Origin of the sequence: Millisia brevis NBRC 105863 (assembly GCF_001552615.1) — a bacterium.
GTDB lineage: Bacteria > Actinomycetota > Actinomycetes > Mycobacteriales > Mycobacteriaceae > Millisia > Millisia brevis.
Genome location: NZ_BCRN01000022.1, coordinates 22001 through 35711 on the forward strand (window position 1 = coordinate 22001; position 13711 = coordinate 35711).

At 65.5% G+C, this 13711-nt stretch carries 12 protein-coding genes; 6 read left to right on the forward strand and 6 right to left on the reverse strand.

Annotated elements, in window-relative coordinates; translation table 11 throughout:
* Positions 1-14: 14 nt before the first annotated feature.
* The 6 genes from MB1_RS22425 to MB1_RS22450 all read right to left on the reverse strand — a co-directional run bounded on the left by MB1_RS22425 (position 15) and on the right by MB1_RS22450 (position 7916).
* Positions 15-1637 carry a TPR repeat domain-containing protein gene (locus MB1_RS22425; RefSeq protein ID WP_157084281.1) on the reverse strand — a complete coding sequence of 541 codons (1623 nt, stop codon included), beginning with the start codon at positions 1635-1637 and terminating at the stop codon, positions 15-17.
* 46 nt (positions 1638-1683) lie between these two features.
* Positions 1684-2427, reverse strand: coding sequence for a hypothetical protein (locus MB1_RS22430; protein WP_157084283.1), 744 nt, complete (start codon positions 2425-2427; stop codon positions 1684-1686).
* Between the two features lie 1120 nt (positions 2428-3547).
* Positions 3548-4213, reverse strand: a complete 666-nt coding sequence (locus tag MB1_RS22435; RefSeq protein ID WP_066912906.1) for a hypothetical protein — start codon at positions 4211-4213, stop codon at positions 3548-3550.
* 137 nt (positions 4214-4350) lie between these two features.
* Positions 4351-6879: a TPR repeat domain-containing protein gene (locus MB1_RS22440; protein ID WP_066912908.1), complete on the reverse strand. Its 2529-nt coding sequence runs from the start codon at positions 6877-6879 to the stop codon at positions 4351-4353.
* A gap of 2 nt (positions 6880-6881) precedes the next feature.
* Positions 6882-7190: a hypothetical protein gene (locus tag MB1_RS22445; protein WP_157084284.1), complete on the reverse strand. Its 309-nt coding sequence runs from the start codon at positions 7188-7190 to the stop codon at positions 6882-6884.
* Between the two features lie 78 nt (positions 7191-7268).
* Positions 7269-7916: a CGNR zinc finger domain-containing protein gene (locus MB1_RS22450; RefSeq protein ID WP_169801721.1), complete on the reverse strand. Its 648-nt coding sequence runs from the start codon at positions 7914-7916 to the stop codon at positions 7269-7271.
* 137 nt (positions 7917-8053) lie between these two features.
* Here MB1_RS22450 and MB1_RS22455 point away from each other — a divergent pair, with 137 nt between their 5' ends.
* From MB1_RS22455 to MB1_RS22480, 6 genes are read left to right on the forward strand one after another with little or no spacing between them, the layout of a single operon-like run.
* Positions 8054-8866: an ABC transporter ATP-binding protein gene (locus MB1_RS22455; RefSeq protein WP_066912915.1), complete on the forward strand. Its 813-nt coding sequence runs from the start codon at positions 8054-8056 to the stop codon at positions 8864-8866.
* Complete coding sequence (locus MB1_RS22460) at positions 8814-9689, forward strand: ABC transporter permease (protein ID WP_084352465.1); 876 nt, start codon at positions 8814-8816, stop codon at positions 9687-9689. Before MB1_RS22455 ends, MB1_RS22460 begins: the two co-directional genes overlap by 53 nt.
* Positions 9686-10486, forward strand: coding sequence for an ABC transporter permease (locus MB1_RS22465; protein WP_066912917.1), 801 nt, complete (start codon positions 9686-9688; stop codon positions 10484-10486). The genes MB1_RS22460 and MB1_RS22465 overlap by 4 nt, the downstream gene beginning before the upstream one ends.
* A 40-nt stretch (positions 10487-10526) precedes the next feature.
* Complete coding sequence (locus MB1_RS22470; protein WP_084352467.1) at positions 10527-11513, forward strand: ABC transporter substrate-binding protein; 987 nt, start codon at positions 10527-10529, stop codon at positions 11511-11513.
* A 20-nt stretch (positions 11514-11533) separates the two neighbouring features.
* The gene (locus MB1_RS22475) at positions 11534-12289 is read left to right on the forward strand and encodes a class II aldolase/adducin family protein (RefSeq protein WP_066912961.1); all 756 of its coding nucleotides are present in this window, start codon (positions 11534-11536) and stop codon (positions 12287-12289) included.
* A gap of 44 nt (positions 12290-12333) precedes the next feature.
* A complete protein-coding gene (locus tag MB1_RS22480) occupies positions 12334-13656 on the forward strand; it encodes an NtaA/DmoA family FMN-dependent monooxygenase (protein ID WP_066912921.1) in 1323 nt (440 codons plus the stop codon).
* The last annotated feature ends 55 nt before the right edge of the window (positions 13657-13711 follow it).

Genomic DNA, 13711 nt, shown 5'->3' on the forward strand with positions numbered 1-13711 from the left:
GTTTCGCGACGGGCTCATCCGGAGAAGTCCCCGGTGGGCCACACGTTTGCGGTGGAACTCGAGTAGAGATCGGTTGTCAGTATCCCCAGTGCATCAGGTCCGGAGTGGTTCTGTGGGTACACGACGCTGTCGAGCTTGTGATCGAGCTGGCCCGCCGCGTAGGTCGTGTACGACGCAGCATGTTGCGGATCAATCCCGTGCGCCTCCAGGATCGACGGCAGCATCTGCAGCGCGCCCGCACCTGCGAGCGTGGACTGGTCCGAGGGCCTTCGGTCGCCGAGGAGGTCTTCGTAGGGGCGCATCGAGTCACCACTTCGGAATTCTTCCGGCAGGTCCGACAGGTTGATAAGTCCTTGCCGCTGAAGGGTCTCGACCATCTCGTACATCCGCGCGGGAGGTGTGCCGAACTGGGTGCTGCCGGCGGGTCCCTGTGCGCCATCGGGCAGTGGGAGGGGTCCGGCCATCGAGGGATCCGGACTCAGGGCATCCGGCCGCGCGAGTTCTGCGGCAGCGGCGAGCATCGCAGGCCCCGGTCCGGGGCCACCCACAATGATCTCGGCCCCGGTGTATGCCGCGTTCAGGCGTTGGGAATGCTCGGCAGCCGCTATATTCTGGTCGCTCTGGCGCTCGCTGATCTCCATGTCCAGGCCGGTAGTGGCGAGCCAATGCAGGTTGGATGCGGAGCAGCCCAGGAAGCTAGAGTCGATTCCCAGACTCTCGTTGGCGGCAAACAGTCCGTCCAGGCGCATCGATTCCGTGAACGCGGCGGAGGTGATGACCTGACCCGCCTCTGCGTCACCGTTGAGGACGCTGAACACCCGCACGGCTTCGATCGGGCCGCCAAGGCGGCCGAAGCCGGTGGCATAGGTGAGTGCATCGCTCATTCCGACCATCGATCCGGTGTAGCGGGTAAGGGCTCCGGCGAGGGCTTGTGTGGCAACAGGATTGACCTGACCGAGTGACTGCCCATCGGCGTTGGGCATGTCCAGCCATGTGGAGTACAGATTTTGTCCGGTTGTTTCCGATTGGGTTGATGACAGTAGCTGTGCCAGCCCGAACGCCGCCTCGCCGGCGCGCACCGCGCGGGGATCTTCGGGGTTACCCCGGTCGAACGGTGCTGCGCCCGACTCGGTGTCGGGGTTGATCCAGGAGAACATGTTCGACAGCGTCGCTCCTTCGTCCTCCCATTCGTGCGTCAGGAGGGGAACGATCACGGTGTCGCGGTGGTAGTCGGCGCCGAGGAGTTGTTCGTCTCCGAGTCCGGTGATGAGGGCGTGGTTCGCCTCGGGGTTGCGGGTGCCGACGTCGAGGAGGTTGGTGATCGTGGTCTCCGGTAGGGCGTAGCCGGGGATGGGCGCCAGTTCGGTGTTGTCGGTCAACACGACCTGGTAGGCCGCCTGGCGGCTCAGTTCGACGCCGAGGCGATCGCCGGGTGGGTATCCATCGTCCGAGGAGTTGAGCAGGCCGGCGAGCTCGGCCATATCCCGCTGGTAGGCGAACACGTCGTCGGGCGTGGCGTACGCGTCGGGCAGCGGCCCGGACGCACGAAGCAGCCGCCGGCTGTTGTGTCCGTCCTGCCGTGGTTTGAGGTACAGGCGGCGCAGGTTCCGCTCTCGCTCAGCTGCAGTTGTGTTCATCGGAGGCAACCGGGGGCACCAGCAGGGTTGGGTAGACGAGGGCCCATCATGAGTCTCCGAGCCACCCGGGAGAAGCGGGAAGCGTTGGGGGTGGGGAAGAGTTCTCGACGGTTTCGGGCTCGGGCGGTGCGTCCGGGAACAGCGTGCGCCCCCACGGGTCGCACAACTCGTTGGTCTCGTCCGAGAGCGGCCGCAAGGTGATCGTCCATCCGGTGAAGAGGTTGTTTCTCGGTGCGCTCCAAGCGGGTTGGTCACCGGGCCTATCCGTCGCAGTCGGTTCGTCGGAGGTATCGGGAATCGAGGAGGGGGCGTACGCCACGGCACGTTCGGGAGGTGTGAGGGTCCGGTCGACGAATTCGTACATCAGCGCGTATGCCGGACCGTTCGAACTGACATACGTGCCCTCGCTGAGTCGGGCCATCCCGTCGCCTTGAATGCAGATCAACGCGGTAAATCCGTCCGGAGATACATCCAGCGACTGAAGACGGGCGTACTGGGTGCCGTAGATCGCCGCCACCCCCGACTCGTAGCCATAGAAGTCGTGGAGCTCGGGATCGAGGGCGTCCATGAAGCCGGGATAGGTGCTGTCGGGTCCTGCGTACCTGGCAACAACGTCTGCCTCACGAGCGGCGCGAACGAGTATGGCTTCCGGCCCGACGAGATCGATTCCGGACTCGGCCGACCAGATCATTGTGGCGTTGCGAACGTTCTCCGGTGGTTCATACGCGGTCGGCGTGGTGTCGCGGGTTGAGTGGTCGCCGGTGCAGCCGGATATGAGGCTTCCCAGCACAAGGAGAACGGTGGCGGTTCGCCCACGCTGCGTCCGAGGCGGCGCGGATAGATGAGTTGCCTTTGTACGGGGTTGGGGCGTGGCCGGGGAACCCTTCGTGGCCGCTTCCTGATCGCGGAGCGGCATCATTCGATCACCGTGCATCTGGTTCGGTCCAGTTCCCCAACTTGATCTCGGTGCAGACGACCCGGCCGACCGACCCGGAGACGGTACCATCCTGGATACGCCGACAGAGTCGGGGGAGGCGTTGACCGTTCGACCGTGGCTGGTTCGGAGGACGCATCGGGGAAGAACGTTCGCCCCCAGCCTTCACAGCGCATTTCGTCCCATCTGTAAGCTTTCCGGAACCCACTTCCCAACCTGTTACGACATTGCCCCCTGGAGCGTTCCGGGTCGGTCATCCGTCGACCCCGGAATCAACCATTTTGGGAGTCGGCATTCTAATTTCCGATAATGGATGTCGTGACGATTTCTCCCATTGTGGGCCCGTGCCTCCCGGTGACTTCGTACGTAATGAGGAAATCCGTTCCAGCCAAACTGAACACGCCCCGTACGTGTATCGCGCCAGCCCGTCCGGCTGAACGCACCACGACAGCGCTGAATCCGTCGGGACTCGGAGATCGTCTGGATTCGGGAGTGCTCTGTCCCGCGCACCGGCGCCAGTCCCTCCCCATCGATGTAGAAGCATCGGTCCTCTGGCCTCTCCGTGTCCATGTAGCCGGGATGGGTGCGGTCGGGTCCGGCGTTCAGTGCCACGAGATGCGCTTCACGGCTTGCCAAGGTGAGCGTCGCCTGAGGGCCGAGGAGGCCGATTCCCGACTCTGCGGCCCAGATGAGCGTTGCCCCTCGCCCGCGCTCCGGGGCGTGGTGGCCGGGACTTCCCGGCGGCGTCGGCGCGGAGGTGCCGGCGTCGCAGCCGGAGGTCAGCACACCGGCGGCAGGCAGGAGTGCCGCTGTGAGTCGGCGACGACATGTTTCGCCTCGGCCTCGAGTGGGGGTGCAGCCCATCTGACCCCCTTGCCGTCCCGGCGATGGATGCTGCTCACTGAAGTGCTTCGCTGAGAGCAGTCTCGTTGTCCGCCCTGTCTCGTCGAGAGCTGATCCGCGGGAATGAGCCCGCTCATGAGCCTCGGGGCCAACCCGGGAAAGCAGGGAGTGTCTCGGGAGGAACGTCAACGGTGACCTCCTCTGGGATCACAGGAGCGTCCGGAACGACTCTGCGACCCCAGGTCTCGCAGATGCCGTCCTGATCATCGATGACTCCACCGATCGAGACACGCCAACCGCCGAAGTGGTCGTCGAGGGGCGCGCTCCATGTGCCGGGTGGCGCCAATGATGTGGCCATGACGTCGTCGGAGTTGTCGCGGTTGGCGGTGGTTGAACGGGATTCGCCATCGACGGCCATAGGCTCCGGCGACAACACCTTCGTGAATTCGATCTGCGTGCGATATCCCGGGCCGATCGTGCGAAAGTACCCATCGTCGATCAACCGCGCGATACCGGAACTCTGCAGACACACCGTCGCTACGAAACCATCGGCCGTGTCGCCGGTGGAAAGGACGTGGCCGAATTCGGTTCCGAAAAGCGGGAACCGCCAGGCGGTGTTTTCTCGGTAGAGGTTGAGGAGACTCCGCTCTACGGCGTATCGATACCCGGGGTAGCTGCGATCCACGCCGGCAACCATCGCGACGAGATGTGCTTCATAGGCTGCTCGTGTGAGCGTGCCGCGCTCGTCGTCCAGAGTGGCTGTCGATTCCGCAGACCAGACCAGGGTCGCGTTGGCCACTTCGGGCGGGGGTGCGTATCGATCGCTTGCGACCACTGACGAGGACGTTTCACAGCCGGAAATCAGCAAGATAATCGCCGCAGCGAGCAGCGAGTGCCTTCGCCGTCTGTCTGTCCGTGAAGCCGGAGATCTCCGTTTCATGACGTATGGTTTCCGTCCGGCCATTGATTGCGGAAAGAATCGGCGTAGGCATCAGTCGTCAAGATGTCGATCGCCTCGGCTCCCGACCGATTCTGCGGATAGATCAAGTCATCCAGGCGCGGATCACCGTACGCGGCAGCTCGTTCGGTGTACGAATGCAGCTGCGTCGGGTCGATACCGGCTGCGACGAGTACGGATTCGAGGGTCCGCTCTGGTCCTGTACCGGGTAGCTGTCCGCCGACGTGAGCGCCCGTGGGGCCGGTGATCAGCTCCGAATACGGAGTGAAGCCGTCAGCGGTCGTGAATTCATCCGGCAACGCCGCTGGGTCGATAGCGCCCGAAGCGGCAAGTTCTTGCACCATCTGGTACATCCGGGCTCCGCTGGTGCCGAACGTGGTCGTGCTCAGGCCGTGGCCGCCGAGGGCCGTACCCTGATGCGGCAGAGCGGTGGTTGAGTCGGCGATCACGAGATCCGACTTGAAGATCTCAGTAATAGCGGCCACACCCGCTGGACCAGCCCCGAAACCACCGCCCGCGATCTGGGCCGCGGTATATGCGGTGGCCCACCGCTGTGCGGACTCCTGCGCCACGGTATCGAGATCGTTCTGTCGTTCGCTGATTTCGACCTCCAGACCTCGGCCGACCAGCCAATGAAGATTCGATGCATAACCGCCGATTCCGCTTGCACCGATACCAGCGACCTCGCTTGTGGCGAACAACCTGTCGAGACGATTGGATTCGGCCAGTGCTGCCGTGTTGATCATGTTCCCGGCGGTCTCATCGCCGTTGAGAACGCTGAGTACCCGGACCGCCTCGATCGGTCCGCCGAGCTGGCCGAAGCCGGTGGTCCCCGTCAGCGAGTCGCTCATCCCGACCATGGAGCCGGTGTATGGAGCGAGTGCGCCTGCCAGTGCTTGTGTGGCGAGCGGGTTGACCTCACCGAGGGATTGGCTGCCTGCATTGGGCATGTCCAGCCATGTGGCGTAGAGGTTCTGGTCGTTGACCTCGGATTGGGTGGTCGACAACAACTGCGCCAGACCGAATGCCGCCTCGCCCGCGCGTTGTGGCCGAGGATCGTCGGGGTTGCCGGGATCCACTGCGGCATCCTCACCGATCCAGGAGAACATGTTCGACAGCGACGCTCCCTCGTCGGCCCATTCGTGCGTCAGGAGGGGAACGATCACGGTGTCGCGGTGGTAGTCGGCGCCGAGGAGGTGTTCGTCTCCGAGTCCGGTGATGAGGGCGTGGTTCGCCTCGGGGTTGCGGGTGCCGACGTCGAGGAGGTTGGTGATCGTGGTCTCCGGTAGGGCGTAGCCGGGGATGGGCGCCAGTTCGGTGTTGTCGGTCAGCACGACCTGGTAGGCCGCCTGGCGGCTCAGTTCGACGCCGAGCCGATCACCGGGTGGGTACGCGTCGTTGGAGGAGTTGAGCAGGCCGGCGAGTTCGGCCATATCCCGCTGGTAGGCGAACACGTCCTCGGGCGTGGCGTAGGCATCGGGCAGCGGCCCGGTCGCATCCGGAAGAGGTCCCAGGTCGGGCCGCGTGCCGATCAGTTCCCGCACGCCTTCGGGGAGCCGGTCCCAGCCACCCCGGCCGACCTCGGCGCCTGCGCCGTCCCGCGCCACCACCTGTTCGTTCGACACCGTCAGCAGGCCGTTGGCCAGGCTGGTGCGCAGATCGTTCGATGCATCGGAGGGCTCGGCGGTGAGCTGTTCGGACAGCCGCAGCAGTCCGTCGCTACCGGCGTTTTCGTACAGCGCGGTCAGATACTCCAGCTTCTCGGCCGGAATGTCGACGTCTCGACCGGTGGCGATTGCTGCGAGTTGCTCGGATGTCAGTCCCGCCTGCGAGAGCCGGTCCTCGAGGCGTTCGATCTCGGCGGAGCTGAGCGGACCGGAAGCGATGGCGGTTCCGTCGTCCGCACCCAGATCGGCGGTCAGATCTCGCTCGGAGGTCCACCCGGCGGGTCCGTCGGCGAAGGCCCCACGCGCGAGCTGGTCGCCGCGGGCCCGAATCTCGTCACCGTTCGCTGTGATGGTGGCGATCACATCATCGATGGCACCGGTCAGCCCGCGATAGGCGGAGGCGATGTCGTCCCGATGCTCCCGCGCCCGCTGCTCGATCCGCTCGACGTCCTCCGCCGCGATGTCCGGCCCGGATATCACGTCGACTCGCCAGTCGCCACCAACGGCGAAGCCGGCCCCGAAGTAGATGTCCGTTTCGGCCGCTTCCGCCCTGCCGAGGACCACGCGCCGCTCGTCGCTCAGCCGCAGCGCCGCCTTCTCCAGGGCTTCGGCGAACTCGAGCACCTCGTAGGACAGCTTGCGGCCCTCGTCGTGGTCTTCGCCGATGCGGTCGTACGCCGCGTCGTGCGAGCGCCCCGTCCAACTGCCGTCGAGTTCGACCATGCGGTTGCGGGCACGCGGAAGGTGTTCCATATAGGCCGCGTCACCCCTGCGGATCGTGGCCGCCCGGCCGGCGAGCGCGTCGGTATTCCACACCGTCAGTTGGGGTCGGGTCGGCATGCTCAGGGCTTGTCGTCGAACGCCAGTGTTGCCAGCATGTCGTGCACGCCGCGGTCGGTCGCGTCGATGTCCTTGGCCGCCGAGGTGACGATGTACGCGACGGTGCGCAGGCGGTCGGCGACCTTCAGCCAGGCGTACTCGGTGGATTCGCCGGCCTTCGCGCAGGCCTGCGGGATCGAGCAGCCGGGCAGAGCTGCGGAGATGTCGGAAACCGCCGATCGGATCTCGATCGCGTCGATCTGCGCCCCCGCATCGTCCAGGACCTCGCCGAGCGCGAGCATGTGCTCGACATCGGCTTTCAGTAACCCCATCGCCCCCACCCCCGGTCACGAACAGCGAAACTGTACCCGGTTCCAGGTGGGCGTCGCCTGCCTTGGATGGCCGGACGGCTACGTCGCCTCGTCGTCGCTCTCGGATCGCCGCAACCGGTAGGCCCGCGAACTGGCCTGAAAACCGCACGGCCGCTCCGAGCACCACCGGCGGTTACCCGCGCGGGAGCGGTCGACGAACAGGATCGGGCATTTCTCGGACGCACATTCCTTGATGCGGTGATTGAACTCGCCGGTGAACAGATCGATCGCATCCGCGGCCACCAGTGCCATCAACTCCGCGAATTCGAGCACCTCGGGTAGGCGCTGATGGCGGGCCCCGGCGTCGAGAATCGGCACATAGGGCTGCCGGCGACTCCAGTGGTTCACCAGGTCGATATCGCAGGCCGACGCCGGTGCCCCGCGTTGTTCCAGAGTTGCCAGCCGAAAGATCGCTTCCCGAAGCTCCCGCGCGTCGGCGACGTCGCCGCTGTTCAGAGAGGTGGACAGAATCGGAAGACCCGAACGGTGGAACCACTCCTCGAGCAGCGCGGGGCTCGTCCACCGTTCGACGCCGTGGGGTCGCGACCGTGGACCGGCCATCGACGCCACGAAGTTCAGGCACAACGCGTTCGACCGGAATTTGAACGTCCACTGATGGGTGGGCGCGGTTCGAGGGGCGGTGGATCGAGGCTCGAGCACGGCGCCGGCAGCACGGTACACACGCACGTCCTTCCTTCGGTGGACCCGATTTCGCATAGAGGGCCGCGCTCCATGGTGCAGGGCCGGCCCACATCGTCAAAGAGTTAAATTCACGCTGCGTCAAGGGTCATGACCCTGACGGTTGTTTTCATAGGGTCATCACCATGAGGATCAGCGATAGTGCGGCCATTCGGACCGCTGGGGAGCTCGACGACTCCGGGGCCGTCCGGCTGGCCAGGCTCTCGCGACGGTTCGACGGACAGACCGGCCCGGTGGATGCGCTGCGTGAGGTGGACCTGTCGATCGCCGACGGCGAGTTCGTGTCGTTGATCGGTCCGAGCGGCTGCGGCAAGAGCACACTGCTCAAGATCGTCGCCGGCCTCGATACCGACTTCAGCGGAACGGTGGAGGTCGGTGGCCGAGCCGTGCGCGGACCGGGGATCGATCGCGGGTTCATCTTCCAGGAGTCGCGCCTGTTTCCCTGGCTGACCGTGGAAGCCAATATCGCGGCCAATCTGTCCCTGCGGGATTCGTCGGTGCGCGACCGGGTGCACGACCTGATCCGACTGGTGCGACTCGACGGTTTCGAGCGTGCCTACCCGAAGGAACTGTCCGGGGGCATGGCCCAGCGGGTAGCCATCGCCCGGGCGTTGCTGCGCGATCCGGCCGTGCTGCTGCTCGATGAGCCGTTCGGGGCGCTCGATGCCTTCACCCGCGCCCACATGCAGGAGGTGTTGGTGGACATCTGGACGCGCCGCCGCACCACGATGGTCTTCGTTACCCACGACGTCGACGAGGCGGTCGTCCTGGCCAATCGGGTGGTCATCCTCGCCCCCCGTCCCGGGCGTGTGCGCTCGATCATCCCGATTGACCTACCCCACCCACGGATCACCTCGTCCCGCGAGCTGCAGGAGTACCGCTTCGATGTCCTCACCCAGTTTGAGTCCACCCCGCGACCTGCGGAGCGAGTCGACTGAGCTCGGCGATGTCCATATCGGCGCAGCGCCCGAGCGTGGCCGCCGCCGCGGTTCGCTCGCCCGACGTGCCGCCGCGGTCCTCCCCGGCCTGATCCTGCCCGTCACCATCTTGGTGGTGTGGCAGATCGCGTCCGAGACGGGTCGCATCTCGCCGATCCTCTTTCCCAGCCCGACAACGATTCTCGACGCCTTCGCCGACCTGGCCGGTGCCGGCACGTTGTGGGAGCACACCTCGACCACCGTCATGCGGGTGGTTGCCGGCTTGTTGATCGGCGGCGGTTTGGCACTGCTGTTCGGCGCGCTGGTGGGCATGCTGCGCACCGCCGAGCAGGTGGTCAACCCCACCGCGCAGATGGTCCGGATGGTGCCTCATCTGGCGATGACCAGCCTGTTCGTGTTGTGGTTCGGGATCGGGGAAACCTCCAAGGTGCTGCTGATCGCCAAGGGAGTCTTCTTTCCCATCTACGTCGCCACCTTTCTGGGCTTTCGGGATACCGACGCGAAACTGATCCAGGTGGCGCGGGTGCTGGAGTTCTCGAGGTTCGACATCTTCCGGAAGGTGTTGATCCCCGGAAGCCTGGGACATCTGTTCTACGGGCTGCGGCTGTCGGTCGGGATCGCCTGGGGCGCTGTGGTCGTCGCCGAGATGATCTCTTCGTCCAGCGGCCTCGGGTACCTGATGATCGACGCGCGGTCGTTCAACGACACCCCGGTGGTCTTCGTCGGAATCCTGACGTTCGCGATCCTCGGGATCGCCTCCGATCTGGCGTTGCGTGCCATCGAACGGCGGACCCTGCGCTGGAGCGACAGGAGGGCCACATGACAACCGTCGACACCCGCTCGGGATCCGGGCGCACGCGAAGCCGCGCCCTCGTTCTCGGAGCGCTCATCCCCGTCGGAGCGCTTCTGCTGTGGCAGATCGTGACCGCGCTGCGGCTCATCGACCCGCTGTTCATGCCGGCTCCCGCCGCAGTGGTCACCGCGTTCGGCGAGTGGATCACCGACGGGGGATTGGCCGAGGACATGAGCATCAGCCTGCAGCGGGCCGCGCTGGGCTTCGTGCTCGGCGGCGGTCTGGGCGTCATCGTCGGTGTGCTGACCGGCTTCTCGGCCGCCGCCTCCCGACTGCTCGATCCGTCGCTGCAGGTTGTCCGCCTGACACCCACCCTCGCGATCGCCCCGCTGCTGGTCCTGTGGTTCGGCTTCGGGGAACTGTCCAAGGTGGTGTTGATCGCCTCGCTGGCCTTCTTCCCGCTGTACATGAGTGTCCACCAGGGGATCCGGCAGGTCGGTACCGCCTTCGTCGAGGTGGGCCGGGTCCTCGAGTTCTCGCGGTGGGATCACCTGCGGCTCATCCTCGGACCGGCGGCCTTGCCGTACCTGTTCACCGGTCTACGGCTGTCCCTCGGGGTGTCGTGGATCGGCCTGATCGTCGCCGAGATCACCGGATCGCAGTCGGGCGTCGGCCACCTGATCATCGCCGGACAGACGCAGAATCGCACCGACCTGGTCTTCGTCGGCATCGCGATCTTCGCGCTGATGGGCTGGCTGATCGATCGGGCGGTCACCGTGCTGCAGCGACGGGTTCTGCGATGGAACGACTCCCACAGCGGCTTCTGACTGTTCGCCACACGATTGTTGTACGAGGAAAGGCACGTTCATGTTTTCTGTTGGCCGACGCTGGTCGACGTGGGCGGTATCCGTTACCGCCGTGGTGGCGACCCTGGTGGCCGCCGGATGCTCCAGCGGCACGGACGACGCCGACCCCGGCTCGTCGACCCTGCGGTTCGGATACGTCGGCTCCGCTACCGATTACCCGGCCGATGAGATCGGATGGGCCCTGCACACCGGGCTGGCCGAGGAGGTTCTCGGCGAATACGGCATCGATTCCGTCGAACGAACAGCCTTCGGCACCGGACCCGATCTCAACGAAGCGGTCATCGGTGGTCGGATCGACGTCACGTCCTCCGGCGACACCCCCGCTCTGACCGCCCGCGGAACCGGCGCGCCGACCCGGCTGCTCGCCCTGCCCTCCAGCAGCGACAGCATCATTGTCGCTCGCGCCGACGGACCCGCGGACATCACCGAGCTCGAGGGACGAAAAGTGGCCGTGGTCAAGGGATCCACCATGCACCGCTTCCTGGTCGATGCGCTCGACGACAACGGAGTCGAGGTCGAGCTGATCAATATCAACAGCACCGGGGATTCCATCGCGGCACTGAGCCGCGGCGAGGTCGATGCGGTCGCCACCGTCCGCTATATGGAGGTGGTCAACGCGGCCCTCACCGGTGGTCAGATCGCGCAGATCGCCACCGCTGCCGACTATCCGGGCCTGGCGTCGCTGCGCGTCCATACCGTCACCGAGGACTTCGTCGACAGCCACGCCGACTTCCCCGCCGGCTGGGCGGATCTGCGGGCCCGAGCGGTCGAGGACATCACCGCCCGTCCGGCCGAGTACTTCGACTGGTTGGCCGAGCTGACCGGCTCGCCTCGCACGGACGTCGAGTCGCTGTATCCGATCGACACGATCAACGCCGAGTCGACCGACCCGCAGTGGGTCGACTGGCTCACCGGGACGAAAGATTTCCTCGTCGACCAGCAACTGATCCGCAACGACTTCGACATCCAGCAATGGACCATCGCCTGATCCGCGAAAGGACGCTCCCCATGCCACAGCTCGTTCAGGCACCCCGACCCGTGCCGCCGACCTTCGACGATCCCTATGAGCATCGCAGGTACCTGCGCGAACGCCTGGCGGCCGGCTTCCGAGTCTTCGCCAAGCTGGGTTTCGACGAAGGGGTCATGGGTCACCTCAGTGCGAGGGATCCGCTGGAGCCGGATCACTTCTGGGTCAACCCGTTTGCGGTTCCCTTTGCGACGATCACCGCCGGCGACCTGCAGTTGGTCAGCAGCTCCGGCGAACTCGTCGAAGGTTCCGGCACGGTGCATCCCGGTGCCATGATCCTGCACCCCGACATCTACGCCGCCCATCCGAGCATCCAATCGGTGGGGCATACGCACTCGATCTACGGGCGAGCGTGGTCGACGCTGCGCCGCCCCCTGGATCCGATCACCAACGAATCCGCGGTCTTCTTCCGCCGGCTCGGCCTGTTCGATACCCACGCACACGGCGAGGGAGCGGAGCTGGCCGCTGCCGTGCAACCGAACGATCGTGCGTTGATCATGCTCAACCACGGCATCGTGGCTCTGGGGCAGACCGTCGACGAGATGCTCTATTACTTCATGTCTCTGGAAAAGTGCTGCCAGGTGCAGATCGCGGCCGAGTCGGCCGGAACGCCGCAGTCGCTTGCCGATGACGTCGCGGAGAAGATCGCCGGGCATATGACACCCGAGCGTGCCTGGCTGAACTTCCAGCCGACCTATCAAACCGTCGTCGCCGAACAGCCGGACCTGCTGAGCTGAGCCACCGCGCTCGCCTCGCACACAGAAGTACAGGAGGAATCGACATGTCCGACCGTGATCTCAAGCTCGGAATTTTCCTACAGGGCGGGGGCGGCCACTGGCGTGATCCGGCCGTCGCTCCGGACGGCGCCGCCGATATTCGGACCTACATCGAGGCCGCCCGGGTGGGCGACCAGGCGAAGCTCGACTTCGGCTTCATCGCCGATTCTGCCTATATCAGCCAGGATTCGACCTGGCCGCTCCTGAGTCGGCTCGAGCCGATGACCGCGTTGTCGGCGATCTCGTCGGTCACCGATCACCTCGGTCTGGTTGGTACCTTCACCACCTCGTACAGCGAACCGTTCACCACGGCAAGGCAGTTGGCGTCCCTCGACAAGATCAGCGGTGGTCGGGTCGGCTGGAACGCGGTCACCTCGGCGCTCGAGGGGGTAGCCCGCAACCACGGTGGACAGACCCTGTACGACCACGCCGAGCGCTACCGGATCGCCGACGAGTACATCCGCGTGGTCAAGGGGCTGTGGAATTCCTGGGAGGACGACGCCTTCGTCCGCGACGTCGCGGCGAATCGCTATGTCGACTTCGACAAGATGCACACCCTCGATCACAAGGGCGAGTACTTCGGTGTCCAGGGGCCGCTCAATATCGAGCGGTCCGCACAGGGGCATCCGGTGGTCTTCCAAGCGGGCGCCTCCGAGGCCGGTCGGGATCTCGCGGCTCGCCAGGCCGATGCCGTGTTCTCCACGTGGACCTCCCACGGAGATCTGGCGTCGGCCCGGGAGAACTACGTCGACTGGAAGCGGCGCGCCGAATCATACGGGCGCAACCCGGATCACCTACTGATCCTGCCCTCGATCACGCCGATTGTCGGAAGCACTCGGGCGCAGGCTCAGGAGATCTACGAGGAGTCGATCCGGTACGACGACATCAACCATGCGCTCAAGTACCTCTCGCGCTACTTCAGCTTCTACGACTTCTCCCGGTTCGACCTGGACAAGCCGTTGCCGGAACTCGGCGACATCGGGGCGAACAGCTTCAAGTCGACGGCCGAGTATTACCTGCGCACCGCCAAGGAACGCAACCTGACCCTGCGTCAGCTGGCTCTCGAGGCGGCCAACCCTCCGGGCGAGTTCGTCGGCACCGCAACCGACATCGCCGACAAGCTCTCGGACTTCTTCGTCGGTGGCGCCGTCGACGGGGTCATCCTGGGCGGCACGATCGCCAACATCCGTCGGTTCCTCGACGATGTTCTGCCGATCCTCGAGGACCGGGGGCTGCGCAGCGGCGACCGTACCGGCACCACCCTGCGGGAAAATCTCGGACTGCCCTTCCCGGTCAATACCCACACGCGACAGCGCGTCGGGGTGTGAGCGAGGTACGGCGCTGAGCGGGGCAGCCGTGGGCGGTGAGGGGAGCGGGGTGTGG